Below are 26,144 nucleotides of genomic sequence, written 5' to 3' on the forward strand. Positions count from 1 at the left end.
GCTCAGTTCTCCTTGCCGTAGTCGGCGTGGTGCGGGTTCTCCCAGATGACGGCGCCGCCCATGCCGATGCCGATGCACATCGCGGTCATGCCGTAGCGGACGCTCGGGTCCTCGGCGAACTGCCGGGACAGCTGCGTCATGAGGCGCACCCCCGAGGAGGCGAGCGGGTGACCGGTCGCGATGGCGCCGCCGTAGCGGTTGACCTTGTCGGAGTCGTCGTCGATGCCGAAGTGCTCGAGGAAGGAGAGCACCTGGACCGCGAAGGCCTCGTTGAGCTCGAAGAGACCGATGTCGTCGATCGTCAGGCCGGCCTTGGCCAGCGCCTTCTCGGCGGCGGGGACCGGGCCGTAGCCCATGACCTCCGGCTCGACGCCGACGAAGGCGAACTCGACGAGGCGCATGCCGACGGGCAGGCCGAGCTCGGCGGCGGTCTCCTCCGCGGCGAGGATGCAGGCGGTCGCGCCGTCGTTGAGCCCGGCGGCGTTGCCGGCGGTGACCTTGCCGTGGGGGCGGAAGGGGGTCTTCAGGGTCTGCAGCGACTCGAGGGTCGTCTGCGGGCGCGGCGGTTCGTCGGTCGTCGCCAAGCCCCAGCCCTTCTCCGCGTGGCGGGTCGCGACCGGCACGAGGTCGGGCTGGATCTTGCCGTCCTCGTAGGCCTGCGCGAGCTTGCGCTGGCTGTTGACCGCGAACTCGTCCGAGCGCTGCTTCGTCAGGCTCGGGTAGCGGTCGTGCAGGTTCTCCGCCGTCTTGCCCATGACGAGGGCCGACGGGTCGACGAGCTTCTCCGACACGACGCGCGGGTTGGGGTCGACGCCCTCACCCATCGGGTGGCGGCCCATGTGCTCGACACCGCCGGCGACGGCGACGTCGATCGAGCCGAAGGAGATGGCACCGGCGATGTTGGTCACCGCGGTCATCGCGCCGGCGCACATGCGGTCGATGGAGTAGCCGGGCGTGGTGTTGGGCAGCCCGGACAGCAGGGAGGCCATGCGGCCCAGGGTCAGGCCCTGGTCGCCGATCTGGGTCGTGGCCGCGATCGCGACCTCCTCGACCCGCTCGGGCGGCAGCTCCGGGTGGCGGCGCATGAGCTCGCGGATGCAGGTGATGACGAGGTCGTCGGCGCGGGTCTGGGCATACATGCCCTTCTCCCCGGCCTTGCCGAACGGCGTGCGAACGCCGTCGACGAAGACGACCTCACGTGAAGTGCGGGGCACGGTGGGCCTCTCTGTCGTGGTGCAGGTGGCACGACGGGCTGGAGCCCGTCCGCGATCAGGCTACTAAGCGCTTGCTCACCTCGGACAGGTGCGCCTCACGTGACCCCGCCCACGTTCGCCTCCGGTGGTCGAGGTGCAAGGAGCTCTGCGACGAGCCTCGAGACCCCGGCTCCGGTCGACGGGGGACGTCGGCGCCCGACCCGCTCCCGGCGAGGAGGGCCGGCGCGCTGCGACGAGCCTCGAGACCCGGCTCCGGACGAAGGGGGACGTCGGCGCCCGCCGAAGTCCTTCGTTCGCGCATGGCCGGAGGTTGTCGTGCCTGACTTCGGCTTGATGTGCGCCGACATCCCCCTTCGACCTGCGCCTCACCCGCGGCCGCCTCGAAGGCAGCCCCGCGCCCGACTGCCGGGTTGAGGTGATCGCGTCCGACTATCCGGTCGCTGCTACCTCCACCCGCTCCCGCGCCCCGCCCCCGAGTGGTGGATTGAGGTGATCGCGTCCGACTATCAGGTCGCTGGTACCTCCACCCGTTGCGGCGCCCTGCCCTCGAGCCCGTCAGGCGTCGGGGTGGGCGGCGAAGGCGTCGGCGAGCATGGGGGCGACGATCTCGCGCTGCCAGGGGCGCACGCCGAGGTCGGCGAGGGCCTCGGCGAAGCCCTCCGGGCTGCGGTCCTGCGGCGGCGACCACACGACCCGGCGAAGGGGGTCGGGGGAGCAGACGTTCTCGATCGGGATGGTGCGCTCGTCGGCGAAGCTGCCCAGGGCCTCGCGGGTGGCCGTCAGTCGGTCGGCGGCGAGCGGGTCGCGGTTGGCCCAGGAGCGCTGCGGCGGAGGGCCGTCGGACTTGACCGAGGCCGGCGGCAGCTCGTCGTCGGGCAGGCGTCGTGCCCGGGCGACGGCGTCGAGCCAGGCGCGCTGGCTGCGCTGGATCGCGCGGTGCCCACGCGGCAGGTCACCGGGTGCCTGCGGGTCGGCCAGGGCGATGTCGACGAGAGCGGTGTCGGGGATCACCCGGCCGGGGGAGGTGTCGCGGTCGCGGGCGATGCGGTCACGCTCGTACCAGAGCTCGCGCACCGTCGCGAGGACCCGTGGCTGGCGGATCTTGTGCAGGCCCGAGGTCCGACGCCACGGGTCCTCCTTGACCGCCGGCCGCCAGCTGAGCAGCGCCTCGAACTCCTGCCGTGCCCACTCGCTCTTGCCCTGCGCGGCGAGGTCGGCGCCCATGAGGTTGCGCACCTCGGTGAGCACCTCGACGTCGAGGGCGGCGTAGCGCAGCCACGGCTCGGGCAGCGGCCGGGTCGACCAGTCGACGGCCGAATGCTCCTTGGCCAGGCTGATGCCGAGGTAGTGCTCGATGACCGCGGCGAGGCCGACGCGGGGCAGGCCGAGCAGTCTGGCCGCGAGCTCGGTGTCGAAGATCTGCCGGGGCGCCAGACCGAGCTCGCGCAGGCAGGGCAGGTCCTGGGTTGCGGCGTGCAGGATCCACTCGCCGGTGCCGATGGCCCGGTCGAGCGGGGTGAGGTCGGGCAGGGTCACCGGGTCGATGAGCCAGGTGCCCGAGCCCTCGCGGCGGACCTGGACGAGATAGGCGCTCTGCCCGTAGCGGTAGCCGGAGGCGCGCTCGGCGTCGAGGGCCACGGCCCCGACACCGCTGCCGATCGCCTGGGCGCAGGCGTCGAGCTCGGACTCGAGGGTGATGACCGGCGGGATGCCCTCGGCGGGCTCGGTGAGGACCGGCAGGGGAGCCGGCTCGGGCGTCGAGTCGGGAGTCTCGTCGCCGGGCGGGGCGGCCGCCTCGGGAGTGCTCTCGGGCTCGGGCGGGGCCCCGGTGTCCTGCGGCGTCACCGGCGACGCCCCGGCAGGGCCACGACACCAGAGGGCAGCGGCGGCAGACCGCCGACCGTGCCCAGCATGTCGGCCCAGGCCAGCAGGTGGGGGCCGACGGCGGAGTCGGCGGGGCTCCACGAGGCGCGGATCTCCATCTCGACGTCGGGCTCTCGGTCCTCGAGGTCGGCGAAGGACTCGGAGACGACGTGCGTCACCGTGCCGGCGAGGTTGGCGGCCTCGATGCCGTGCTCCTCGAGGGCGTCGGTGAGCCACGACCAGCCGACGGCTCCGAGCATCGGGTCGCCGGCGACCTCGGGCTCGAGCTCGGCGCGGGCGAAGGTGACGATGCGCCAGGCGCCGCCCCACGGCTCGGGCTCGCTCGGGTCGTGCAGCAGGACGAAGCGTCCGGTCGCGAGGTCCTCGCCGTCGGCGGAGTCGACGATGTCGGCGGTCATCGCGACGGCGTGGGGGGCCAGACGGGTCGGCGCGGGCACCTCGGTCAGGCGCACCTCGGGGCGTAGCCGGGTCTCGTGCAGGCTCCGCAGCGCATGGGCGAAGTCCGGCGACTGCGCCTCGGAGATCTCTCGGGTGGCCACCTGTCGAGCCTAGGTCGCGAGAGGCCCCGCCGGCGGGAGGGCACGCCGGGCGGGCATGGGAGGATGCGCCCCGTGACCACCCACGCCTCGCCCTCCGACAGCCCCCTCGTCCGCGCGGCCCGCGGAGAGTCCGTGCCCCGCACCCCCGTGTGGTTCATGCGGCAGGCCGGCCGGTCGCTGCCCGAGTACCGCGAGGTGCGCCGCGGCACCGACATGCTCGAGGCCTGCCGCACGCCCGACCTCGTCACCGAGATCACCCTGCAGCCGGTGCGCCGGCACCGGGTCGACGCGGCGATCTTCTTCTCCGACATCGTCGTGCCGCTCGCCGCGGCGGGTGTCGACATCGACATCGAGCCGGGCGTCGGGCCGGTGCTGGACCTCCCCTTCGCCTCCCGCGAGGACCTCGACCGCCTGCCCGAGCTGACCCCGGACATGGTCCCCGACATCACCGAGTCGGTCCGCCGGATCGTCCTCGAGCTCGGTGCGACGCCGCTCATCGGCTTCGCCGGCGCGCCCTTCACCCTCGCCTCCTACCTCATCGAGGGCGGGCCGAGCCGCAACCACGAGCTGACCAAGTCGCTCATGCACGGCGACCCCCAGCTGTGGCACGACCTGTGCGCCCGGCTGTCGCAGATCTCCGCGGCCTTCCTCAAGGTCCAGGTCGAGGCGGGGGCCAGCGCGATCCAGCTCTTCGACTCGTGGGCCGGCTTCCTGTCGAAGGCCGACTACCGCCGCTACGTCCTCCCGCACACCGAGGCCACCCTGGCGGCGCTCGCCGACGCGGGCGTGCCGCGCATCCACTTCGGCGTCGGGACCGGTGAGCTGCTGCCGGACATGGCCGCGGCCGGCACCGAGGTCATCGGGGTGGACTACCGGGTCAACCTCGCCGAGGCCATCGAGCGCGTGGGCGGCAACCAGCCGGTGCAGGGCAACCTCGACCCGGCACTGCTCTTCGCGCCCTGGGAGGTCGTCGAGCGCGAGGTCCGCCGCATCCTCGACGAGGGTCGCGCCGCGCCCGGCCACATCTTCAACCTCGGCCACGGCGTGCTGCCCGACACCGACCCCGTGGTCCTCACCCGCGTCGTCGAGCTGGTCCACGAGGTCAGCGCCCGCTGAGCCCCGCGGGGCTCAGGCCTCCGCGGTCGGGGCCGTCGGCGTGGCGAGCGGACGAGACGCCCGCCGGCGCCGGACCCACCGCGCGAGCGGCCAGCCGACGACCAGGCCCACGACGGCGAAGGGGGTCACCGCACCCAGCACCGTCAGGCCGACGGTCAGGGCCCCGGTGAAGGCCGACCACCCGGACCCGAGCCCGGCGAGGAAGCCGGTGCGCTCCTCCTCGGGCTCGTCGGCGGGTGCGTCCTGCGTCGACAGGCTCACCGTGATCGGTGCCGTCGTCGTGCGCTTCTCGAGCGACTTCTGCTGGCTCGTCATCGCCTCGAGGTCCGCCTCGCGTCGGCTCAGCTCGCTCTCGAGCGTCACGACCTGGTCGAGGCCCTCGGCCGAGTCGATGAGCTTGCGCAGGCGCTCGACCGACTTCGTCATCGTGCGCACCCGCGCCTCGGTGTCGGTGTACTGCGCGGTGAGGTCCTCGGCCTCGCTCGAGCGGTGGGTCACCTCGCCGATGTCCGCGAGACGGGTCATCGTCGCGTCGAGGTCGTCGACGGGGACGGTGACGGTGATCTCGGCCCAGTCGCCGCGGTGCCCGTCGTCGGCCCGCGAGTCCTCGCTCGAGACGTAGCCGTCGACCCGGGCGGCCGTGGAGCGGACCTTGGCGGTCGACTTCTCGACGTCGTCGACGGTGATCGACAGGCTCGCCGTGCGGGCGACGTGCGTCCCGCTCGCGACCTGCGTCGTGTTGCCCGCCCGCTTCGACGAGCCCGAGTCGCCCGACCCGGAGCCGGCGGCGCTGTCGGAGCTGCCCGACTCCTGGTCCGCCGCCGAGGTCGCGGACGAGGCGGCGCCGCCCCCTTCGTCCTGGCTCATCGGTCGGCTGCTCACCGACTCGTCACTGCTGCCGCCTCCGCACCCGGCGAGCGCCAGCCCGCCGGCCGCGACGAGCGCCGCCCACCGTGCCGTCGTCCACCGTGCCGTGCCTGCCGTGGTGCCCATCGTCGTACCCCCTGCGTCGTGCGGCGGGTCGGTCCCGCCGCGGTGTCGTGGGTCTGACGAGAGCGGACCCCAGTTCGGTTCCCACCCCCGTCCGCGGGGCCCGAAGCGCGGTGGGAGAGTGGGGCCATGGGTTCGCGGGTCGTCGTCATCGGTGGTGGGCTGGCCGGTCTGGCCACCGCCCACCACCTCCTACGGGCACGCCCCGACCTCGACCTCACCGTCGTCGACGGCGGTGACCGCCCCGGCGGCAAGGTGCGCCGCGAGCAGGTCGGCGGCGTCCTCGTCGACGTCGGCGCGGAGTCGGTCGTGGCCAGCAGCGCCGCCGCCCGGGACCTCGTCACCGGGCTGGGCCTGGCCGACCGCCTCGTCCACCCCGAGCCGGTCCCGGCCTCCATCTGGTCCCGCGGGCGCCGGCATCCGGTGCCCGGACGCACCTTCATGGGGGTGCCCGGCCACGAGACCGACACCTCCGGTCTCCTCGACGAAGGGGAGGTCGCTCGCGCCGCGCAGCCGGCCCCCTTCGCTCTCGACTGTGACGACGTCACCGTCGCCGAGGCGGTCGCCGCGGTCCACGGCCGGGCGGTCGTTGACCGCATCGTCGAGCCGCTGCTCGGCGGGGTCTACGCCGGCCGCGTCGACCGGCTGTCGCTGCGCGCCACGATGCCGGTCCTGTGGTCGGCGATGGCCGGCGGTCGCACGATGACCGAGGCCGTCGACGGGCTGCTGCCACCCCCGAGCGCCACGCCGCGACCCCGGGTCATGGGACTGTCCGGTGGCATCGGCGGGCTCGCCGACGCCCTCGCCGCGTCGGTGCAGGCCGCAGGCGGCCGGATCGAGACCGGCACGCTCGTGCGACGGATCGAGCGCATCCCGACGGGGTGGCGGGTCGTCACGGGAGCGACCACCGCGCCCCGGGCGCTCGACGCCGATCTCGTCGTCCTCGCGACCCCCGCGACGCCGACGTCGCGGCTGCTCGCCGACCACGCGCCCGCGGCCTCGACCGCGTTCGCGGGCATCGACCACGCGTCGATGGCCGTCATGACGATCGCCCTGCCCGCGGCGGCGGCACCCGCACTGCCGGGCAGCGGCTTCCTCGTGCCCGCGGTCGACGGCCGCACGATCAAGGCGAGCACCTTCTCCGCGAGCAAGTGGGCGTGGGTGCGCGAGGCCAGCGACGAGGTCGTCCTGCTGCGCGCCTCCGCCGGTCGTGCGGGGGAGGTCGCGGCCCTGCAGCGCGACGACGACGAGCTCGTCGCCGTTGCGCTCTCCGAGATCGGCCAGGCCCTCGGTGCACCGTTGCCGGCGCCGGTCGACCACCACGTGCAGCGGTGGGGCGGCGGGCTGCCGCAGTACGACCTCGGGCACACTGAGCGGGTCGCCGCCGTGCGCGCGGCGGTCGCCGAGCTGCCCGGGATCGAGGTCACCGGCGCGGCCTACGACGGTGTGGGCATCGGTGCGGTCCTCACCGGGGCCGCCGCCACGGCCACCACGATCCTCGACGCACTTCCCCCTTCGTCCACCCCTCGACAGGAGCCCCGATGACCACCCGGCCCGTCCCCGCCAAGCCCTCCCGCGAGCAGCTCGAGGCGATCAACAGCAGCGTGCACTACGCGATGTTCTCCGCCTTCGCGCTCGTCACGCCGATCGGCGACGACGACCGCGCGGCGATCACGCGCGAGGTGGAGGAGCTCTTCGCGGAGCTCACCGAGGACGGCGTGCGCATCCGCGGTGTCTACGACGTGGCCGGACTGCGCGCCGACGCCGACGTGCTCGTGTGGTGGCACGCCGACGACATCGAGCAGCTGCAGGACGCCTACAAGCGACTGCTGCGCACCGAGCTCGGCGCACACCTCGACCCGGTGTGGTCCAACGCCGCCGTCCACCGTCAGGCGGAGTTCAACCGTAGCCACGTGCCGGCCTTCCTCGCGGGGGAGGAACCGCGCGACTACGTGTGCGTCTACCCCTTCGTGCGCTCCTTCGACTGGTACGTCATCGACGAGAAGGAACGGCGCACGATGCTCGCCGAGCACGGCGCGATGGCCCGCGACTTCCCCGACGTGCGCGCCAACACGATCCCCGCCTTCGCCCTGGGCGACTACGAGTGGATCCTCGCCTTCGAGGCCGACGAGCTGCACCGCATCGTCGACCTCATGCGCGAGCTGCGCGCCTCCAAGGCACGCCTGCACGTGCGTGAGGAGATCCCCTTCTTCACCGGTCCGCGGGTGAGCGTCGAGGCGCTCGTCGCCGGCCTGCGCTGACGACATGCCTCGGGGGCCCCACCCGATGGTGAGGCCCCCGAGGGACGGGCTCAGCCCTGTGCCGGGCGCAGCGTCATCGAGATCGAGTTGATGCAGTAGCGCTGGTCGGTCGGGGTGTCGTAGCCCTCGCCCTCGAAGACGTGGCCCATGTGGCTGCCGCAGTTTGCGCAGCGGACCTCGACGCGGGGGCGGCCGGGGAGGGAGTCGTCCTGGATGTACTCGACCCGGTCCTCGGCGAGCGGGGTGTAGAAGCTCGGCCAGCCGCAGTGGCTGTCGAACTTCGTGTCCGAGGTGAAGAGCTCGGTGCCGCAGGCGCGGCAGGCGTAGACGCCCTCGGTCTTGGTGTCGGTGTACTCACCGGTGAAGGGCCGCTCGGTCCCCGCGGCCCGCAGGACGGAGAACTCGTCGGCCGACAGCTCCTCGCGCCACTGCTCGTCGGACTTGGTGACCGCGTAGTCGCGGCCGGTGGGCTCCATCATCGTCTGGCTCCTCGTCGATCGGTCTGCTCATCATGCAACGCGACGGCCCCCGGAGATCATCCGGGGGCCGTCGCACGCCGTGGTGGGCGAAGGGAGGTCAGCTCACTTCTTCAGGTCGAGGTGGACGACCTGCGGGTCGTGGTCGCTGTCCTGGTCGGCGAAGGGTGAGTTGGTGTGGACGATGTCGTAGGTGAAGGCCGGCCGCTGGCCCTTGCCGGGACGGAAGGGGCCGACCTTCGTGTCGAGCGTCGCCAGGGCCGGCGAGACGAAGATGTGGTCGAGCACCTGGCTGTTGCCCTCGTAGACATAGGTCCACCGCTCCGACTCCGGCAGGGTGCGCGGCAGGTCGGTCAGGGCCTTCGACCCGGAGCCCTCGACGATGTCGGCGAGGATGTCGCTCGTCTCGCTGAACTCGAAGTCGTTGACGTCGCCGGCGACGACGAACTTCGCCTGCGGGTCGGCCGCGAGCAGGTCGTCGGCGAAGGCGCGCACCTCACGGGCCTGCTCGTGGCGGGCGTCCTCGCTCGAGCGCACCGGCTGCTGCCAGCGACCGAAGAGCGGGTCGTCGCCCCCCTTCGAGCTGAAGTGGACCGCGGCGACGAAGACCCGCTCACCGCGGTAGCGGTACTCGCCGACGAGCGGCTTGCGCGAGTCGTCGAAGGCCGCCGACGAGGGGGCGATGCGACCGGGCGACTCGGTGAGGTGGGCGCCCTTCTTGTCCGCGACCACGTCGGTGGCGTGGTCGGCGGCACCCGAGCTGCGCTCGACGAAGTCGATGTCGCGGTCGGTGCGGTGGAGCAGGACGTTGCGGATGTTGCCGCCGGGCTGACCGCCGTCGGTCTTGTCCTGCGGGTCGACCCAGTGGGCCTCGTAGGTGGGTCCGCCCGCGGACTCGATGGCGGCGATGAGCTTGTCGGTCGTCGCGCTGGAGTCGACGGTGCCGTCGTCGGTGGGCCCGCTGTTGTCCTGGACCTCCTCGACGGCGATGACGTCGGGGCTGCGCAGGTTGGTGACGACCTGACCGGCGAGCCGGTCGAACTTGCTCTGGTCGTTGCTCGGCGCGAGGTTCTCGACGTTGAAGGAGGCGACGGACAGCTCGCGGTCGTGCTGCGGCTGGGTCACCTCACGCTCGAGCCCGCCGTCCTCGACGGTCGGGACCTGCGTAGCCAGCAGCTTGAAGTTGGCGAAGGAGTAGTCGAGCGGGCCGGCGACGAGACCGGGCAGGCGGTCGCGCACGTCGGCGTCGGGCAGCGAGCCGCTCGGCAGGAGCACGTCGTCGACGAGCACCCGCATCGCATTGGGCTGGTCGTAACCGCCGTAGACGACACCACCGGCCGACGAGCGGGTCGCCTCGACCTGCGAGCCGGGGACGACGGGGATCTCGTAGCCGGTCGGCCCGACGACCTGCGCGTCACGGACGGCGACCTGCATGCCCTCCATCGACTCGTAGAAGTCGATCGCGTCGCGGTCCGGGCGGAAGGCAGCCTCGGCGTACTCGACGCTCTTGGGGTCCTCGGCGTCGATGGTCTGCTGCGGCGCGACGCGGTCCTCGCCGAGGACGTCGGGCGCGGGCACCTCGCCGGTGCCGGTGCGGGTCACGACGGGGGAGACGATCTCGGTCGTCGTGAGGTTGTCCCATCCGCTCGAGCCGCCGGGGCGGAACTCGTCGACGACCCCGTCGACGCTCGCCGTGTCACCGACGGCGACGGTCGGCGTCGAGCGGGTGTAGACGAAGATCCCCTCGGACGTCGCCTCGTCGTCGTCCGGCGTCGTGCTCTGCAGCCAGAAGCCCGAGGGCGAGACCGCGGTGACGACGCCCTCGACGCCGTTGACCTTCGACCCGTCGAAGGGGGAGATGTGGTGGCTGCCCTGGATCTCGGCGATGGTCTCGGGCTCGTCGACCGGCGGCTCCCCGCCGTCGTCGGGCTCGCAGACGACCGGCGTGGTCGAGGAGTTCTGCGGGGTCGGCGCGCCGACGGCGAAGTCGGCGGCGTTGTTGTCGGTGTCGACGCACACGTCGGTGCGCGCCACGGAGGTCTCGTTGCTCGTCGCGTCGGCGGCAGCGCCCTCGGCGGTCGTGGCCGCGCCCCAGCCGAGGCGGTCGGCTACCTGGCCGTCGGGGCGCACGATCTCGACGCGGGCGCCGGAGGAGGACATCGGCACGGTGCCCGTGGCATCCGGCGTCGGCAGCGCGGGCAGCGAGGTGTTGGCGCCGTCGGCCTGCTTGACGAGGTAACGACCGCCGGCGACGACCTGGCCGCTCAGCGACGTCGTCTGCGGCGTGGTGCCGCTCGCGGAGTAGTAGCGCAGCGTCCAGCCGGTGAGGTCGACGTCGGCCTGGCCGCGGTTGGCGAGCTCGACGAAGTCGCTGCGCAGCGTCGCGCGCGAGTTGCCACCCCCTCCGTAGGCCTCGGAGATGACGAGGTCGGGCGAGGCGGCGGAGGCGCTCGGGGCGAGCACCGCGAGGCCGGTGAGGCCGAGCGGCGCGACGGTCAGTGCCGCGAGCACGCGGCGACGACGGGAGGGCATGTGGGCTCCTGGGAAGGGGTGGGTGTGGCCACGGGCACAGTAGGACCACCGGGTGCTCCGCGCAGCGCGAGCGGGTGAACGTCGCGTGACGATCACGCGTCGGGACGAAGGGGGTTCAGCCGCCCCCCTTCGTCGGTGGCAGCCCATACGCTGACCGCATGGCCAAGACCCCCGCCGTCATGGTGCCCGCCGGCGACCGGGAGGTGCGCGTCTCGAGCCCCGACCGGGTGATCTACGAGGCCACCGACCGCACCCCCGAGATCACGAAGTTGCAGGTGTGCGAGTACTACGCCGCCGTGGGCGAGGCGATGATGCGCCAGATCGGCGACCGCCCCGCGGCGATGGAGCGCTGGCCCGACGGGTGGCGCGAGGGGATGCGCCTGGCGGTCGGGCCGCGGGACAAGGACGCCGACGGCTTCTACCAGAAGCGGCTGCCCCGGGGAGCGCCCGAGTGGATCGAGACGGTCGGCATCACCTTCCCGAGCGGCCGCGGTGCCGAGGAGCTGTGCCCGAGCGAGCCGGGGGCGCTCGTGTGGGCGGCGCAGATGGGCACGCTGACCTTCCACCCGTGGCCGGTGCGCCGACCGGACGTCGACCACCCCGACGAGCTGCGCATCGACCTCGACCCGCAGCCGGGCACGACCTTCGCCGACGTCCAGCGGGTCGCCGGCGTCGCCCGGGAGCTCCTCGAGGATCTCGGCATGCGCGGCTACCCGAAGACGAGCGGCAACCGCGGCATCCACGTCTACGTGCGCATCGAGCCGCGCTGGTCCTTCGAGGACCTGCGGCACGCGGCGATCGGCTTCGGCCGCGAGCTCGAGCGGCGTGACGACGGGGTGACGACGGCCTGGTGGAAGGAGGAGCGCGGCGAGCGGATCTTCGTCGACTTCAACCAGAACAACCGCGACCGCACGATCGCCGGCGCGTGGAGCCTGCGCGCCCGGCCCGGTGCTCCCGTGAGCACCCCGATGACCTGGGACCAGCTCGCCGAGGTCACCGACCCGGCCGAGCACAACATTCTGACCGTGATCGACCACCTGGCCGGCGGCGACCCGTGGGCCGACATCGACGAGACCGCCCACTCGCTCGAGCCGCTCCTCGACCTGTGGGAGACCCTGCCCGGCGGGGAGCTGAACTTCCCGCCCGACTACCCGAAGATGCCCGGCGAGCCGCCCCGGGTGCAGCCGAGCAAGAAGGTCGCGTCGCACTGGGACGAGGACGGCAACCGCATCGAGGAGTAGGTGCGTTGGCCCGCCTGCGTGACGGTCTGCTCACCTGTGTCACGCCATCGGGTCACACACGTGCACATGTGGTCACTCAGGCCAGATCAGTCGAGGACCTCGCCCAGGTCGTAGGCCGCGGCCCGGTCGATCTGGTCGAGCGTGCACGACTCGGGGTCGCGGTCGGGCCGCCAGCGCAGGAACTGCACGGTGTGCCGGAATCGCCAGCCCTCGAGCTGGTCGAAGGCGACCTCGACGACCCGCTCGGGTCGCAGCGGCACGAAGCTGACGTCCTTGCCCGAGCTGAAGCGTGAGCGGTCGGTCTCGGCGTGCTCGATGTTGCCGTCGGCGTCGCGCCGCACGAGCGGCTCGAGCTCCTCGACGAGCTCGAGCCGCCGCTTCGCGGTGAAGGCCGCGATGCCGCCGACATTGAAGAGCTGCCCCTCGTGGAAGAGCCCGAGCAGCAGCGAGCCGACCCCCTGGCCGGACTTGTGCACGCGATAGCCGGTGACGACCGCCTCGGCGGTGCGCTTGTGCTTGATCTTGAGCATCGTCCGCTTGCCGGGGGAGTAGGGCGAGGCGAGCGCCTTGGCGACGACCCCGTCGAGCCCGGCGCCCTCGAAGCGGGTGAACCAGTCGCGGGCCTCGTCGGCATCGCGGGTGACCCGCGTCAGGTGCAGCGGCGCCCCCTTCGCCATGCCGTCGAAGAGCGTCTCGAGCCGCTCCCGCCGCTGGGCGAAGGGAGAGCTCGTCACGTCCTCGTCGCCGACGGCGAGCAGGTCGAAGGCGATCAGCTCCGCGGGCGTCTCCTGCGACAGCTTGGTGATCCGCGACTCGGCCGGGTGGATCCGCTGCCCGAGGGCCTCCCAGTCGAGGCGCTGGGCCCCCGGCTCGCCACTGCGGACGACGACCTCGCCGTCGACGACGGCGCTGCCGGGCAGGTGCTCACGGATCGCGGCGACGAGCTCGGGGAAGTAGCGGGTGAGCGGCTTCTTGCCCCGGCTGACGAGCTCGACGTCGTCGCCCTCCTTGCGCACGATGCACCGGAAGCCGTCCCACTTGGGCTCGTAGGAGTAGCCACCCTCCACGGCATCCGGCGCGGGCACGTCCGTGACGGCCTTGGCGAGCATCGGGTCGAGCACGAGGTCAGCGGGAAGTGGTGTCACTCACCACATTCTGCCCGCGAGCCACGACATTTGAGACGATGACGCCGTGACTCAACGGACGGTGGCCGAGCGGGCCCTGACCTACGGCGCGGTCGCCGCGGGATCCGCCCTCATGGGCGCCGGTTCGGTGTGGGTCGGGGCGGGCACCTACTTCGCGCGCAAGGTGCTCACCCCCGACCTCGTCCGCCCCGACGACACCCGGATCCACGTCATCCACTCGGACAGCGTGACCCTCTCCGGCACCCCCGACCTGCTCGTCCCCGGTCGCTACGGGCTGTGGCTGGACGGCGGTCGTGGCCACGCCCGCATCGGTGGGGTCCTCGAGGTCGACCACCGCCGGCAGCGGGTGCGCCGTGAGCTCCTCGGCGTCGACGAAGGCGTGCTGCAGCCCGGGACGGCCCGCTTCAACGGCTACTACTACGGCCGCGACCCCCGGGCCGACCTCGGCCTCGAGACCCAGGACGTCGTCGTGCCCGCGGAGCTCGGGCCGATGCCCGCGTGGGTCGTGCCCGGTGGCAGCGGCGACCGGTGGGCCGTCCTCGTCCACGGGCGCGGTGCGCGCCGGCACGAGACGCTGCGCGCCATCCCGGCGCTGCACGCCGCCGGCCTGACCTGCCTGGTCCCGAGCTATCGCAACGACGGCGACGCCCCGCGCGGTCCCGACGGGCGCTACAACCTCGGCCTGTCCGAGTGGCGCGACATCGAGGACGCCGTGCGCCTGGCGCTCGCCCGTGGCGCCCGCGAGATCGTGCTCGTCGGGTGGTCGATGGGCGGGGCGATCGTCCTGCAGTTCCTCGACCGCTCGCCCCTCGCCTCCGACGTCTCCCGGGCGGTCCTCGACGGTCCGGTCGTCGACTGGGGCGACGTGCTGCGGCACCACGCGGAGCTGCACCGCGTGCCCGCGCCCGTGTCCCACCTCGGCAGCGCGCTCATGGGCAAGCACTGGGCCCGTCGTCTCGTGGGCGTCAGCGAGAGCGTCGACGTCGCGAGGACCAACTGGGTCACCCGGGCGGAGGAGCTCGAGCACCAGATCCTGCTCATCCACTCGCGTGACGACGAGTTCGTGCCCGTCGGGCCGAGCGAGGCGCTCGCCGCGGCACGGCCCGACCTCGTGACCTTCGAGCCGTGGTCCCTCGCCCGGCACTGCAAGGAGTGGAACGTCGACCCGCGTCGCTGGACCGACACCGTCCTCGACTTCGTCCGCTAGCGCCGACTGCCGTCAGCCGGTCAGCGGCTCACCCGCCACAGGCCGAGGAGGGTCCCGTCCTCCTCGAGCAGGTGCCGGCACGACAGGCGAAGGGCGACCCCGTCACCGTCGAGGATGCGCGGGTGGTCGACGCGGCGCCCCCCGACGACCTGCGGGGTCCACGACAGGCCGAGCTCGTCGACGAGTCCGGCGCCGGCGAGGTCCGCGGCCAGGGAGGGCCCCCCTTCGCACAGCACGTGGGGCCCGAAGGTCTCCCGGGCGCGCTCGAGGACCTGCGCCAGGTCGACGGTCTCGTCGCCGCACAGCCAGGTGTTCTCCTCCTCGTCGATGCCGGCGGCGCTCGTCGTCGCGAGCACGACGTCGGGCTCGCCCCGGAGGGTCTCGGGCAAGTGCCCGCGGCGCGAGACGACGACGAGGGGCATGTCGGCGCTGCCATAGCCCTCCGCGCGGGCGGTGCCGGCGCCGACGAGCAGGACGTCCGCCGCGAAGCGCATCGCCGTGAAGGCCCGGTGATCGGCCGAGGAGTTGATCGACCCCGAGAGCCCGTCGCTGCCGGTGGCGGCGCCGTCGAGGGTCGTGACGAAGTTCAGCCGCAGGAGCGGACCGTCGTGGGCGTAGAGCGCGTCGAGGGTCTCCTCGTCGACGTCGGAGCCGGGGGAGACGTCGGTCGCCGCGTCGTCGGCGCTGAGGATCCGCATGGCGCGAGTCTGCCCCACGGGACCCCCGCCCTGACATGATGCGGCCATGGCCAAGGACAAGAAGTCAGCCAAGACGTCGTCTGCCACGTCCTTCCGCGAGGTGCTGCGTGCCGACCCCGGCACCGACCTGTCGAAGATCGACCCCCGTGGCACCCCCGGCTTCGACGGGGACAAGGCCGCCGGGCAGGCCGCGCTCGCCGAGCTCGCCGATGTCCTGTCCGAGCTGCAGGAGCGGCTCTTCGCCGAGTCCAAGGCGGGCGGCGGTCGCAGCGTCCTGCTCGTCGTGCAGGGGATGGACACCGCCGGCAAGGGCGGCATCATGCGACACGTCGTGGGCGCGGTCGACCCCCAGGGCGTCGACATCACGAGCTTCAAGGCGCCGAGCGCCGAGGAGCGCAAGCACCCCTTCCTGTGGCGCATCCGCAATGCGCTGCCCGAGCCGGGGATGATCGGGGTCTTCGACCGCAGCCACTACGAGGACGTGCTCATCGTGCGGGTCCACGACCTCGTGCCGCGCGCGCAGTGGTCGCGCCGCTACGGGCAGATCAACACCTTCGAGGAGACCGTCGCCGACAAGGGCACGACGATCATCAAGGTGATGCTGCACATCAGCAAGGACGAGCAGAAGGAGCGCCTCACCGAGCGTCTCGACCGCCCGGACAAGCACTGGAAGTTCAACCCCGGCGACATCGACGAGCGCGAGCACTGGGACGACTACCAGGAGGCCTACCAGGCCGTCATCGACAAGTGCTCGACCGAGGTCGCGCCCTGGTATGTCGTGCCGGCCGACCGCAAGTGGTTTGCCCGCCTGGCCGTGATGCAGCTGCTCAAGGAGCACCTCGAGGAGCTCGACCCGCAGTGGCCGAAGGCCGACTTCGACGTCGCCGCCGAGCAGAAGCGGCTCAAGAAGTCCTGACCCGCAGGACTCGGGTCAGGCGGTGACCGAGGCGCGCTCGATGGCGGCGGGGCCCGCCGCGGCCACGAGGCCGGCGTCGAGCGTGCCGAAGCTGTCTCCCTTCGCCCCGCCGAGCCGCGACTCGACGAAGGCCTCGGCCAGCTCGGCGGGCGAGTGCTGCACCACGAGGCTGCCCTGGAGGGTCAGGGCCAGCCGCTCGACGAGCCGGCGGGCGCCCGTGGCGGCCTCGACCCCGTCGAGCGCGGCGAGCCCGGCGCAGTCGCGCTCCACCTCGTCGAGCGCGGTGTCGAGCGTCGTGAGCCGGCCCCGGGCGACCGAGGCCTCCTTGAGCAGCGCCATGAGCGACGCCGGCTCGCGGCCGATCGCGCGCAGCACGTCGAGCGCGTTGACATTGCCCGAGCCCTCCCAGATGGAGTTGAGCGGCGCCTGCCGGTACAGCCGGGCCATGCCGTTCTCCTCGACGTAGCCGTTGCCCCCGAGGCACTCCAGCGCCTCCGCGACGAAGGGGGAGGTCCGCTTGCAGACCCAGTACTTGCCGACGGCGACGCCGAGGCGGGTCAGCTCGGTCTCGCCCTCGTCGACGGCGTGGGCCAGCCGCATCCCGAGGAGGGTCGCGGCCTCCGACTCGAGAGCGAGGTCGGTGAGCACGTTGCGCATCAGCGGCTGGTCGACGAGCAGCGCGCCGAAGGCCCGACGGTGGCGGGTGTGGTGGACCGCCCGCGTCAGGGCCGTGCGCATCGTGCCGGCGGAGCCGAGCACGCAGTCGAGGCGGGTCGCCGAGACCATGTCGATGATCGTGCGGACCCCGCGCCCCTCCTCGCCGACGAGCGCGCCCCAGGTGCCGTCGAGCTCGATCTCGGAGGAGGCATTGGACCGGTCGCCGAGCTTGTCCTTGAGCCGCTGCAGGGCGAAGGGGTTGCGCGTCCCGTCCTCGAGCACCCGGGGGACGAGGAAGCAGCTCGGCGCGGCCTCGGGCGAGGTCTTGGCCAGGACGAGGAAGACATCGCTCATCGGGGCGGAGCAGAACCACTTGTGCCCGGTGAGTCGGTAGGTCTCGCCGGTGAGCGGGCCGCCGGGGGTGCGCACGGCGAGGGTGGAGTTGGCCCGCACGTCGGACCCGCCCTGCTTCTCGGTCATCCCCATGCCGGCGATCGCCCCGGCCTTGGTCCCGACCTCGCGCAGCCCGAAGTCGTAGTCGCGGGAGGCGAGCTTGGGCGTCCACCGCTCGGCGAGCTCGGGGGAGTGGCGAAGGGCGGGGACGGCCGCGTTGGTCATGGTGATCGGGCAGATGTGCCCCGGCTCGACCTGGCTCCACGTGTGGAAGCCGGCGGCGCGGGTGACGTGGGCCCCGCTGCCCTGCGGTCGGGTCCACGGCACGGCGGTCAGGCCCGCGGCGGTCGCGTGGCCCATGAGCGCGTGCCATGCGGGGTCGAACTCGACCTCGTCGATGCGGTGGCCCCAGCGGTCGTGGGTCACGAGGCGGGGGATGTTGCGCTGGGCCCGGTCGGCGAGCTCGGCGGCCTCGGGGGACCCGGCGAGCCGACCGAGCGCGGACAGGTCCCTCGTGGCCCCGGCGAGGTGCTCCGTGGGAACCCACCGCTCGACACCTTGTGCGACAACGGGATCGCTCGCGAAGACGTCGTGACCCCCGTAGGGCGGGACCTGGTTGGTGACCTCGTGCGTCGGCATGACCGCACGATACGGCCAGCGACGGACAGGGATCCCGGCAGCGTTCACCCTCGGTTTGGAATCTGGCCTCGCTCTGGGCTACTCTCGCTCAGCGCGGTCAGCAGAGATGCCGACAGCGAGTGCGGATGTAGCTCAGTTGGTAGAGCGCAACCTTGCCAAGGTTGAGGTCGCCGGTTCGAGCCCGGTCATCCGCTCTGATGGCGCCACTCCGGTGGCGCCGTCCCCGGGCGATTGGCGCAGCGGTAGCGCGCTTCCTTGACACGGAAGAGGTCACTGGTTCAAACCCAGTATCGCCCACCGAGAGTCCCTGTCCGCTGGCGCGGCCAGGGACTTTGTGTTTCCAAAAGCATGGCGAGGGCCCCGGACTGCGTGAGCGGTCCGGGGCCTTCGTCGTGCTCGGACGTGGGCCTCGGGAGGGGGCCGGCGCCGGTGGCGGCGCGCCGTCCGGGCCGGGTTGGGAGTCTCGGGGGCCATGGGTTAATGTTTCTCCTCGTGCCCCGCGTTACAACGCGACCTGGCGGGGCGTGCGGATGTAGCTCAGTTGGTAGAGCGCAACCTTGCCAAGGTTGAGGTCGCCGGTTCGAGCCCGGTCATCCGCTCAGAAGGTTGAAGACCACCTTCGGTGGTGGAGTGGCCGAGAGGCGAGGCAACGGCCTGCAAAGCCGTCTACACGGGTTCAAATCCCGTCTCCACCTCGACCATGCAGACACCTGCATGACCCCGGGCGATTGGCGCAGCGGTAGCGCGCTTCCTTGACACGGAAGAGGTCACTGGTTCAAACCCAGTATCGCCCACCAGGGACTTTGTGTTTCCCAGAAGCCGTCCCTGTCCGCTGGTGCGGCAGGGACTTCGTATTTCTAGAAGCAGATTCTTCCCACGTCAGCCAGACAGGCCCCGATCCGTCCGCGGACCGGGGCCGTTGTCGTGCTCCAGCGTCCCGTGCGCACCCTCGCTCCGCAAAGATCGTCGTGGGGACCGACCGATCGGCGGGCTGCACCGTGATGTCTGGTGAGAGCAACCGGAGAAGGGGAGAGCATGAAGGACACCGAGGTGGACGCCTTCAGGGAGTTCGCCGGTGCGGCCATCCCGCAGCTGCACCGCATCGCCCTCGCGGCCTGCGGCGACCGCCACGACGCCGACGACCTGGTCCAGACCACGCTGGAGAAGATGTGCGGCGCCTGGAGCCGGATCGAGCGCCGCGACGAGCCGCCCATGGCCTACGCCCGCACCGTGCTCGTGCGGGCCTTCATCGACAGCGGTCGACGGGCCTGGCGCCGGTCTGAGCGCTCCTTCGAGATCCTGCCCGAGACCGCCTTCGCCGAGCGCGGCTACGGCCAGGTCGACGACACCCCCGGCCTCTACGCGGCCCTGAGCACGCTCACCGCCCGACAGCGTCTCGTCGTCGTCCTGCGCCACGTCGAGGGTCTGCCGGTCGCCGAGGTCGCGCGCGTCCTCGGGTCGAGCGAGAGCAACGTCAAGTCGGCATCGGCCGAGGGGCTGGCCCGGTTGCGCCGGGCCCTCGCGAGTCCCGCCGACGCCCCCACACCCACCCACCCGGCAGCACGCCGGGTCTTCACCCAAGGAGCCCAGCGATGACCCGCACCGTCCTGCAGCCGTCCGACGAGGAGCTCGCTGCCCGCCTGCTCGCCGAGCTCAACGCGATGCCGCCGAGCATCGATGTCGAGGCCACGGTGACCGGCGCGCGACGGCACCGCCGACGTGCCGTCGTCGCGACCGCGGGAACGGTGGCCGGTGGCGTCGCCATCGTCGCCGGCGTCGTGGGGCTGGGCCTGGCCAACATGCCGCGGTCCGACTGGCCTGTCGCCCCCGCCGCGCCCGCCACCATGAGCGGGTGCACGCTGGCCCCGGCCACCTGCGACCCCGACGTCATCGACGCCTGGGTCGACGAAAAGGTCGTCGGCGGCACGACGACGGTGCACATCGGTGAGTACGGGCCGTCGCCGACGGGCGACGGCGAGGGCACGACGATGGGCGCCTACGAGTCGCTCGTCACCGTCTACCGCGACCGCTCGGGGTCCAAGCCCCCCGAGATCGTCGGCGAGATCACCGTCTCGGTCAGCACGAACGTGCAGGCGGACCGCCTCGTGGCGCTCAACAAGAACGAGGGCACGCTGACCGAGCGCGAGTCGACGTGGCAGGTCGGCGATGAGGAGGTCACGGCCCGCGTCCTCGACATCGACCGCGGCCTGCAGACCGAGGGTGACATCGACCAGCTGTGGATCGTCGAGGAGGACCAGTCGCACGGTGCCCTGATCGTGTGGGCGTCGAGCTTCAAGGGCGCGGGCCGGTTCGTGCCCAGTGACGGCAGCGGTCCGGGCGTCACCGATGCCTCGGTCCAGGACCTCATCACCCGACTGCTCACCGAGCCGCCGGAGCAGGGCTGACCCATGGGTCGCATCCTGCCGCGACGTCCCGTCCGGTGGCAGGATGCGACCCATGGGCCTCAAGGACAGCCAGCTCTCCGACGGCGAGGAGATCCGCCTCGAGATGCACACGCACTGGAAGGCGCTGATCCAGCCGCTGCTGACCCTCGTCGTCCTCGTCGCGGTCGTCGTCGCCGCAGCGATGCTCACGCGGGACTCCGACCAGGCTGGCTGGATCACGCTCGTCGTGGGGGTCGTCGCGTTCCTGCTCGCCGTCGTCGGGGTGCTCCTACCGCTGTGGCGCTGGCGGTCGACCCACTACGTCTTCACCAACCGCAGGGTGAGCCACCGTTACGGCCTGCTCACCAAGCACGGTCGCGACATCCCGATCTACCGGATCAACGACGTCGCCGTCGAGAAGGGCCTGCTCGACCGGATGCTCGGCTGCGGCACCCTGATCATCTCCGACGCGACGGACAAGGCCGGCATGGAGCTGACCGACGTGCCGCACGTCGAGCAGGTCCAGGTCGAGCTGCAGAACCTGCTCTTCGCCGCCGACGACGGCAGCGACGACGGGGAGTGGCCGCCCACGGAGCCGCGCCGCCGGCGGTGACCGGCTCCGGCGTCCGGAGCCGGCCGGCAAGACCTACTCGGTGATCCCGAACCGCGCGTGGAGGCGCTTCATCCACCGCGGCGCCCACCAGTTCCACTCGCCGAGGACCGACATGGTCGCCGGGACGAGCAGCATGCGCACGAGGGTCGCGTCGATGACGATCGCCAGCACGAGGGCGACGCCGGTCTCCTTGACGGCCAGGACCCGCGCCAGGACGAAGCCTCCGAAGACGATGCACATGAGCAGCGCGGCGCTCGTGATGATCTTGCCCGAGCGCTGCAGGCCGAGCCGGACCGCCTCGTTGGTCGAGTGGCCGCGCTCGTGCAGCTCGACGATGCGCGAGAGCAGGAAGACCTCGTAGTCCATCGACAGCCCGAACCCGAAGGCGAGGACGAGCACCGGGATCGAGACCTCGACCGCCCCGACCGAGTCGTAGCCCAGCAGCCCCTCGAGGTGGCCGTCCTGGAAGACCCAGACGAGCACGCCGAGCGATGCGCCCAGCGAGACGATGTTCATCAGCAGCGCCTTGATCGGGACGACGACCGAGCCGGTCATGAGGAAGAGCAGGACGAAGGTCGCGAGCACGACCGTGCCGATGGCCAGCGGTGCCGTGTCGGCGATCGAGCCGGTGAAGTCGGCGAGGTCGGCTGCCTGGCCGCCGACCTTGGCGTCGAAGGGGGGACGCTCCTCGTGCAGGTGCGTCACCAGGTCGCGCGTGCCGGGCCCGAGCGGACCGTCGGACGTGCGCAGGTCGACGCTGCGGACCGTCTGCCCGTCGAGCGTGCCGATGGTGACCACCTCGGCGGACTCGACACCGGGGAGGTCGCGGGCATCCCCCTTCGCCCAGTCCTTGACCTCGTCCGCCTCCGCCGTGGTCACGACCTGCAGGTCCGGGGAGGCGAGGAGGGGGTAGTCGCGTCCGAGGTCCTCGAAGAAGGTGCGCTGCTCGTTGTCGGCCGGGAGCAGCTCGACACCCGAGGAGGTGACCTCCATGCGGGTGGCGGGCAGGGCCATGGCGACGAGTGCGGCGAGGACGAGACCGACGACGAGCCACGGGGCGCGCTGCACACCGCCGGCGAGCGAGGCGAAGACGCCGGTGTCGGAGGTGCGGTCGGTGCGGCCACGCAGCAGGCGGCGGGCCGACAGGGCACAGATCGCGGGCACGAGGGTGACGGCCACCAGCAGGCAGAGGACGACGACCGAGACGCCCGCGGCGCCTGCCGCCTGCATGAAGACGGTGGGGAAGAAGAGCAGACCGGACAGCGCGATGGCCACGGTGACCGCTGAGAAGACGACCGTGCGTCCGGCGCGGTCCACGGTGCGCCCGGTGGCCTCGACCACGAGCTCGCGCGCGTCCGCGCCGAGCGGTTGGCCGTCGAGGAGGTCGCGCATCTCCTCGCGAAACCGGGAGACGACGAGCAGCCCGTAGTCGATGCACAGGCCCAGCCCCAGCACGCTCACGATGTTGACGACGGTCGCGTCGAGGTCGATGAGGTGGGAGAAGCCCCACAACGAGGCGAGGGCGCCCCCGATCGAGGCGATGGCTCCGGCGATCGGGATGCCCGCGGCGAGGAAGCCACCGAAGACGAGGACCATGACGATGAAGGAGATCGGCAGGGCCATGCCCTCGCCGACCTTCATGTCGGTCCCGACCTGGCCGACGACCTCGTCGACGAGGTCGGCGACGCTCCCGCGCTGGCTGCTCGTGCCCTGGGAGCCGAGGACGACCTGGTCGAGCTGGACGTCGACGTCGCGTCGCACCTTCGCCAGCTCGTCGTCGTTCAGGGTGCTGTCGTACTCGACGACGGTGAGGAACCCGTAGCGGCGGTCTCCGGGCTCGTCGACGACGAGCGGCTCGGCACGGGGGTTCTTGACGCCGCCGTCGAGGACGAGCGGGTTGACGACCGAGGCGACCCCGTCCATTTCGTGGATCCGGCGGAGGGGCTCGGCGACGCCACGGCGGACGAAGGGGTCGGTGGCCGGCGACCCCGAGACCATGAGGGTGTCGCTGGCCAGCTCGCTACCGCCGGAGTCCGTGATGAGGTCCCGGGCTTCTTGGGCCTCGCCGGGTGTGGTCATCTCGCCGCTGTGCAGCCGGTCGAAGAGACCTTCGCCGGTGACCCCGCCGAGCGCGAGCGCGAAGAAGGCCGCGACGAGTGCGACCCAGGCCCCGACGATCGCCCACGGGTGCCTGGCCGTGCCGGAGCCGAGTCGGTGCAGGAGGGTGCGGCGGTCTCGGCTGGTCACCGGGTCAGCCTGCCACCCGGGCGAGCCCCGGGCGTCCCGGCGGCCGGCCTTGCTCACGATGTGGCGCGGATCCGTTGCGGCACAAGCGGATTCGCGACGCCGAGGGAGGTCCAGATCACACCGGGAGCGGTCGCGAGACCTGCGCTCCGCTGCGACGCTTGCACCGCACCTCACCGACCCCAGGAGGCCTGCATGATCCCCTGCACGCTGGCCGACCAGGAGCTGCGAGGCGGTGACGTCACCCGCTGGGAGCTCGACGTCACGACGCTCGCACGCTGGAGCGAGCAACCCACCGACCCGCGTCCCGCGAGCTTCGACCAGCAGGGCCGACTGCGCGAGGACCCGGACGGCACGGCCCCCTGGTCGGCGTGGATCGGGTTCTCGGTGCTGCTCCCGGACGCGACGCCGGAGAGCGTGCGCGCCACCCTGACCGCTTGGGTGCGACAGCACGAGTCACTGCGCAGCCGTCTCACCCTCGACGACGGCAGCATCCGTCGGCGGACCCTGCCGGCCGACGCCGTCGACGTCACCGCGACCGCGCTCGGCGACCACGACGAGGAGGCACTGCGCGCGCTCCTCGTCGACGAGTTCCACACCCGGTGCCGCCCGAGCGCGGCGCCGGCCTTCGCCATCTTCACCGTCGAGGTCGACGGCGGCCACGTCCTGCACGGCGCCTTCGACCACATCACCTTCGACGGGTTGTCGGCCTACGCCGCGGTCGGCGCCCTGGCCGGACTGCACACCGCGATCGTCGCCGACCTGCACGAGCCGCACACCTCCCCGAGCCACGTCGAGACGACGATGCTCGAGCGTGCCGTCGGTGACGGGCTGGGCGACGACGACGCGCGCCTGCGACCGTGGCGGGACTTCCTCGCCGGGGGGTCGGTGCCGGGTGCCCCCGCTGCGTCCGGGATCGACCCCGAGGGCCGCTACGAGCACGACCTCGTGCGCCACGACATCTGCGACGGCGACGTCGCTGCCACCCTCGACCTGCTCTACGCCGCCGAGGGCATCCCGACCGGCATGCTCTGGACCGCGCTGCTCATGCAGGCGATGGGCGACGAGGTGCACGTGATGGTCTCCACCCACGGGCGGCCCTCCGCCTTGTGGACCGAGTCGGTCGGGTGGTTCGCGGGGGTCGCCCCCTTCGGCCTGAGGATGCCGTCGGGCGCCTCCTCCCGCGACTGGGTCCTTGCCGCCGTCGACAGGTGGCGCGCGTCCGCGCCGGCCGCAGCGCTCCCGCTCGGCCTCGTCCACAGGGTGCTCGACGTGCCGGTCGCCCCCCAGGTCGTGCTGTCGACGATCGACGGGTCACGGGTCGAGGGGCACGAGTGGTGGCGACCGCTCGAGGCGGGGATCCTGCTCGGCGACGTCCCGCCGAGCAGCCAGACCCATCTGTGGCTGACGATCCTGCCCGAGGGCGTCAGCCTCGTCACCCGGCTGCCGCTCGCCCCGGGCAGCCGCGACTGGCTCGACGGCGTCGCCGCACGCCTCGCCCGGCTCGTCGAGGTCGAGACATCCGCCCCCTTCGTCCACCAGGAGCTGTCCGCATGATCAAGATGCAGCGCATCACCGACCGCGAGACGGTCGGCGGCGAGTACCTCTCCTTCGTGCCGACCGCCGGGATGGAGCGTGCGATCGCCACGGCGACGCCGGGGGACCGGCAGCCCTCGTACATGCAGGCGGCGCACCTCGACCTGCGCTCCGACACGAGCGAGACCGGCGAGCAGGACGACATCTGGCTCGGCTTCACCTACCGGATCCCCGGGCGCCTCGACGCCGACGCCCTCGCGCGCACGATCACGCGGTGGGTGCGTCGGCACGGCGTCATGCGCGGGTGGTTCACCCGGGACGAGCAGCGCCCGACCGGCTGGGCCCGGGTCGACCTCGCGCCGGAGGACATCGCCTTCGAGCCCCGGAGCGAAGGGAGTGTGGCCGCGGCGGACGTCAATGCGCGGGTGAGCGACGACTTCCGGGCCGGCTGCAACCCGCTGGGCCGCATCGGCTACTGCTTCCGGGCCGTCGTCGCCGAGGACGAGACGGTCCTCTACCTCGGGCTCGACCACAGCTACACCGACGGGTTCTCCTTCTTCCTCGTCTTCTTCGAGCTCGACGCGATCTACCGCGAGGAGACCGGGGGAGAGGCGATCGAGCTGCCGCCGGTCGGTGACTTCATGGACTTCGCGCAGGCCGAGCGCGAGCGCACCGCCGACATCGACCTGACCCACCCCGCGCTCGCGGCCTGGGCCGGCTTCTGGTTCGCCGGCGACGAGGAGCTGGGCCGCTTCCCGCTGCCCCTGGGCACGACTGCGGACCAGCCCGTGGAGCTCGAGCGCTACCACGAGCCGCTGCTCACCGGGGAGGAGGCCGAGGCCCTCGACCTCGTCGCCGAGCGGCTCGGCGCGCGCACCACCCAGCTCGTCTACGCCGCGGTCGGGGTGGCCGCGCGCGAGCTGGGCGGGGCGCAGAGCCTGCGCTTCCTCAACCCCGTGCACACCCGCGACGCCCCGGAGTGGCTGCTCGCCGCCGGGTGGTTCATCAACGTCATGCCGGTGCACGTCGACGTGGCCGAGGGAGACCTCGTCGAGGTGGCCGGACGCGTCCGGCAGTCCTTCCGTGAGGCGCGCGGGGCGTCCGCGCTGCCGGCGCGGAAGGTCTACGACGTCGTCGAGCAGACCCTCGGCACAAAGCTCTCGCAGGTCGGGGAGCGCTTCATGCTGTCGTACATGGACCTGCGTCACCTGCCCGGCGCGGCGACGTGGGGCGACGCCGACGCGGTGCTCGTCTCGCGCGGGGGCCGGGACAGCAATGTCACCGCCTGGGTCATGCGGGAGGCGTCGGCGATGCACGTGCTCGCCCTGCTGCCCGGTACGCCCGAGGCCGAGGAGAGCGTGCAGCGCCTCTTCGCCCGGGCCGGCGAGCATCTGCGCGCCCTGCTCTGACGACCTCCACGGGGGCCGAGCCCAGCAGGTGTTGTCAGCGGGGGAGCGGG

21 protein-coding genes and 5 tRNA genes are annotated in these 26,144 nt (G+C 72.4%); 16 read left to right on the forward strand and 10 right to left on the reverse strand.

From position 1 onward, the window contains the following. Nucleotides 1-2: 2 nt before the first annotated feature. The 3 genes from NMQ01_RS06970 to NMQ01_RS06980 all read right to left on the reverse strand — a co-directional run bounded on the left by NMQ01_RS06970 (nucleotide 3) and on the right by NMQ01_RS06980 (nucleotide 3,637). Entirely contained in the window at nucleotides 3-1,214 is a 1,212-nt protein-coding gene (locus tag NMQ01_RS06970; RefSeq protein WP_255186134.1) for a thiolase family protein, read from the reverse strand. A gap of 555 nt (nucleotides 1,215-1,769) precedes the next feature. Beyond that, on the reverse strand, nucleotides 1,770-3,059 hold the full coding sequence (locus tag NMQ01_RS06975) for an HRDC domain-containing protein (protein ID WP_255186135.1): 1,290 nt from the start codon (nucleotides 3,057-3,059) through the stop codon (nucleotides 1,770-1,772). After that, on the reverse strand, nucleotides 3,056-3,637 hold the full coding sequence (locus NMQ01_RS06980; RefSeq protein ID WP_255186136.1) for a DUF3000 domain-containing protein: 582 nt from the start codon (nucleotides 3,635-3,637) through the stop codon (nucleotides 3,056-3,058). Before NMQ01_RS06980 ends, NMQ01_RS06975 begins: the two co-directional genes overlap by 4 nt. Before the next feature lie 63 nt (nucleotides 3,638-3,700). Here NMQ01_RS06980 and hemE point away from each other — a divergent pair, with 63 nt between their 5' ends. Further along, nucleotides 3,701-4,753 (forward strand): uroporphyrinogen decarboxylase, encoded by a 1,053-nt coding sequence (gene hemE / locus NMQ01_RS06985; RefSeq protein ID WP_255186137.1) that lies wholly within the window; start codon nucleotides 3,701-3,703, stop codon nucleotides 4,751-4,753. A gap of 12 nt (nucleotides 4,754-4,765) precedes the next feature. Here hemE and NMQ01_RS06990 read toward each other — a convergent pair whose 3' ends face one another. Further along, on the reverse strand, nucleotides 4,766-5,746 hold the full coding sequence (locus NMQ01_RS06990) for a DUF4349 domain-containing protein (protein WP_255186138.1): 981 nt from the start codon (nucleotides 5,744-5,746) through the stop codon (nucleotides 4,766-4,768). Nucleotides 5,747-5,872: 126 nt separating this feature from the next. Between NMQ01_RS06990 and hemG the strand changes: the two genes are divergently transcribed. Beyond that, nucleotides 5,873-7,288 (forward strand): protoporphyrinogen oxidase, encoded by a 1,416-nt coding sequence (gene hemG / locus NMQ01_RS06995; RefSeq protein ID WP_255186139.1) that lies wholly within the window; start codon nucleotides 5,873-5,875, stop codon nucleotides 7,286-7,288. Beyond that, the gene (gene hemQ, locus NMQ01_RS07000) at nucleotides 7,285-8,004 is read left to right on the forward strand and encodes a hydrogen peroxide-dependent heme synthase (protein ID WP_255186140.1); all 720 of its coding nucleotides are present in this window, start codon (nucleotides 7,285-7,287) and stop codon (nucleotides 8,002-8,004) included. Before hemG ends, hemQ begins: the two co-directional genes overlap by 4 nt. A gap of 50 nt (nucleotides 8,005-8,054) precedes the next feature. On the opposite strand, the gene msrB is transcribed toward hemQ, so the two are convergent. Then, on the reverse strand, nucleotides 8,055-8,483 hold the full coding sequence (msrB, locus tag NMQ01_RS07005) for a peptide-methionine (R)-S-oxide reductase MsrB (RefSeq protein WP_255186141.1): 429 nt from the start codon (nucleotides 8,481-8,483) through the stop codon (nucleotides 8,055-8,057). Nucleotides 8,484-8,585: 102 nt separating this feature from the next. Beyond that, nucleotides 8,586-11,012 carry a lamin tail domain-containing protein gene (locus NMQ01_RS07010; protein WP_255186142.1) on the reverse strand — a complete coding sequence of 809 codons (2,427 nt, stop codon included), beginning with the start codon at nucleotides 11,010-11,012 and terminating at the stop codon, nucleotides 8,586-8,588. Nucleotides 11,013-11,170: 158 nt separating this feature from the next. Here NMQ01_RS07010 and NMQ01_RS07015 point away from each other — a divergent pair, with 158 nt between their 5' ends. Further along, nucleotides 11,171-12,253 (forward strand): DNA polymerase domain-containing protein, encoded by a 1,083-nt coding sequence (locus NMQ01_RS07015; RefSeq protein ID WP_255186143.1) that lies wholly within the window; start codon nucleotides 11,171-11,173, stop codon nucleotides 12,251-12,253. An 86-nt stretch (nucleotides 12,254-12,339) separates the two neighbouring features. Here the strand turns inward: NMQ01_RS07015 and NMQ01_RS07020 are convergent, their stop codons facing one another. Beyond that, nucleotides 12,340-13,398: an ATP-dependent DNA ligase gene (locus tag NMQ01_RS07020; protein ID WP_255186144.1), complete on the reverse strand. Its 1,059-nt coding sequence runs from the start codon at nucleotides 13,396-13,398 to the stop codon at nucleotides 12,340-12,342. 46 nt (nucleotides 13,399-13,444) lie between these two features. Between NMQ01_RS07020 and NMQ01_RS07025 the strand changes: the two genes are divergently transcribed. Beyond that, complete coding sequence (locus NMQ01_RS07025; RefSeq protein WP_255186145.1) at nucleotides 13,445-14,605, forward strand: S9 family peptidase; 1,161 nt, start codon at nucleotides 13,445-13,447, stop codon at nucleotides 14,603-14,605. 20 nt (nucleotides 14,606-14,625) lie between these two features. Here NMQ01_RS07025 and NMQ01_RS07030 read toward each other — a convergent pair whose 3' ends face one another. Further along, nucleotides 14,626-15,303 carry a dihydrofolate reductase family protein gene (locus tag NMQ01_RS07030; RefSeq protein WP_255186146.1) on the reverse strand — a complete coding sequence of 226 codons (678 nt, stop codon included), beginning with the start codon at nucleotides 15,301-15,303 and terminating at the stop codon, nucleotides 14,626-14,628. A 46-nt stretch (nucleotides 15,304-15,349) separates the two neighbouring features. Here NMQ01_RS07030 and NMQ01_RS07035 point away from each other — a divergent pair, with 46 nt between their 5' ends. After that, nucleotides 15,350-16,219: a polyphosphate kinase 2 family protein gene (locus NMQ01_RS07035; RefSeq protein ID WP_255186147.1), complete on the forward strand. Its 870-nt coding sequence runs from the start codon at nucleotides 15,350-15,352 to the stop codon at nucleotides 16,217-16,219. A 15-nt stretch (nucleotides 16,220-16,234) separates the two neighbouring features. Here NMQ01_RS07035 and NMQ01_RS07040 read toward each other — a convergent pair whose 3' ends face one another. Then, the gene (locus tag NMQ01_RS07040; protein ID WP_255186148.1) at nucleotides 16,235-17,908 is read right to left on the reverse strand and encodes an acyl-CoA dehydrogenase family protein; all 1,674 of its coding nucleotides are present in this window, start codon (nucleotides 17,906-17,908) and stop codon (nucleotides 16,235-16,237) included. Between the two features lie 121 nt (nucleotides 17,909-18,029). On the opposite strand from NMQ01_RS07040, the gene NMQ01_RS07045 reads away from it, so the two are divergent. The 8 genes from NMQ01_RS07045 (at nucleotide 18,030) to NMQ01_RS07080 (ending at nucleotide 20,905) form a co-directional block, all read left to right on the forward strand. After that, a tRNA-Gly gene (locus tag NMQ01_RS07045) sits at nucleotides 18,030-18,102 on the forward strand. 31 nt (nucleotides 18,103-18,133) lie between these two features. Then, nucleotides 18,134-18,205, forward strand: a tRNA-Val gene (locus NMQ01_RS07050). A 229-nt stretch (nucleotides 18,206-18,434) separates the two neighbouring features. Continuing rightward, a tRNA-Gly gene (locus NMQ01_RS07055) sits at nucleotides 18,435-18,507 on the forward strand. Between the two features lie 25 nt (nucleotides 18,508-18,532). Next, nucleotides 18,533-18,603: transfer RNA gene (locus NMQ01_RS07060), tRNA-Cys, on the forward strand. Between the two features lie 27 nt (nucleotides 18,604-18,630). Further along, nucleotides 18,631-18,705 (forward strand) — tRNA-Val (locus tag NMQ01_RS07065). Between the two features lie 238 nt (nucleotides 18,706-18,943). Further along, the gene (locus tag NMQ01_RS07070) at nucleotides 18,944-19,504 is read left to right on the forward strand and encodes a SigE family RNA polymerase sigma factor (RefSeq protein ID WP_255186149.1); all 561 of its coding nucleotides are present in this window, start codon (nucleotides 18,944-18,946) and stop codon (nucleotides 19,502-19,504) included. Continuing rightward, nucleotides 19,501-20,313, forward strand: a complete 813-nt coding sequence (locus NMQ01_RS07075) for a hypothetical protein (RefSeq protein WP_255186150.1) — start codon at nucleotides 19,501-19,503, stop codon at nucleotides 20,311-20,313. Before NMQ01_RS07070 ends, NMQ01_RS07075 begins: the two co-directional genes overlap by 4 nt. Before the next feature lie 52 nt (nucleotides 20,314-20,365). After that, nucleotides 20,366-20,905 (forward strand): PH domain-containing protein, encoded by a 540-nt coding sequence (locus tag NMQ01_RS07080; protein ID WP_255186151.1) that lies wholly within the window; start codon nucleotides 20,366-20,368, stop codon nucleotides 20,903-20,905. Between the two features lie 33 nt (nucleotides 20,906-20,938). Here the strand turns inward: NMQ01_RS07080 and NMQ01_RS07085 are convergent, their stop codons facing one another. Continuing rightward, complete coding sequence (locus NMQ01_RS07085) at nucleotides 20,939-23,152, reverse strand: MMPL family transporter (protein WP_255186152.1); 2,214 nt, start codon at nucleotides 23,150-23,152, stop codon at nucleotides 20,939-20,941. Between the two features lie 192 nt (nucleotides 23,153-23,344). Between NMQ01_RS07085 and NMQ01_RS07090 the strand changes: the two genes are divergently transcribed. Both NMQ01_RS07090 and NMQ01_RS07095 read left to right on the forward strand, forming a co-directional pair. After that, nucleotides 23,345-24,706: a condensation domain-containing protein gene (locus tag NMQ01_RS07090; protein ID WP_255186153.1), complete on the forward strand. Its 1,362-nt coding sequence runs from the start codon at nucleotides 23,345-23,347 to the stop codon at nucleotides 24,704-24,706. Next, nucleotides 24,703-26,094 carry a condensation domain-containing protein gene (locus NMQ01_RS07095; RefSeq protein ID WP_255186154.1) on the forward strand — a complete coding sequence of 464 codons (1,392 nt, stop codon included), beginning with the start codon at nucleotides 24,703-24,705 and terminating at the stop codon, nucleotides 26,092-26,094. Before NMQ01_RS07090 ends, NMQ01_RS07095 begins: the two co-directional genes overlap by 4 nt. Nucleotides 26,095-26,144 lie beyond the last annotated feature (50 nt).

Source organism: Janibacter sp. CX7, from assembly GCF_024362365.1.
Lineage (GTDB): Bacteria > Actinomycetota > Actinomycetes > Actinomycetales > Dermatophilaceae > Janibacter.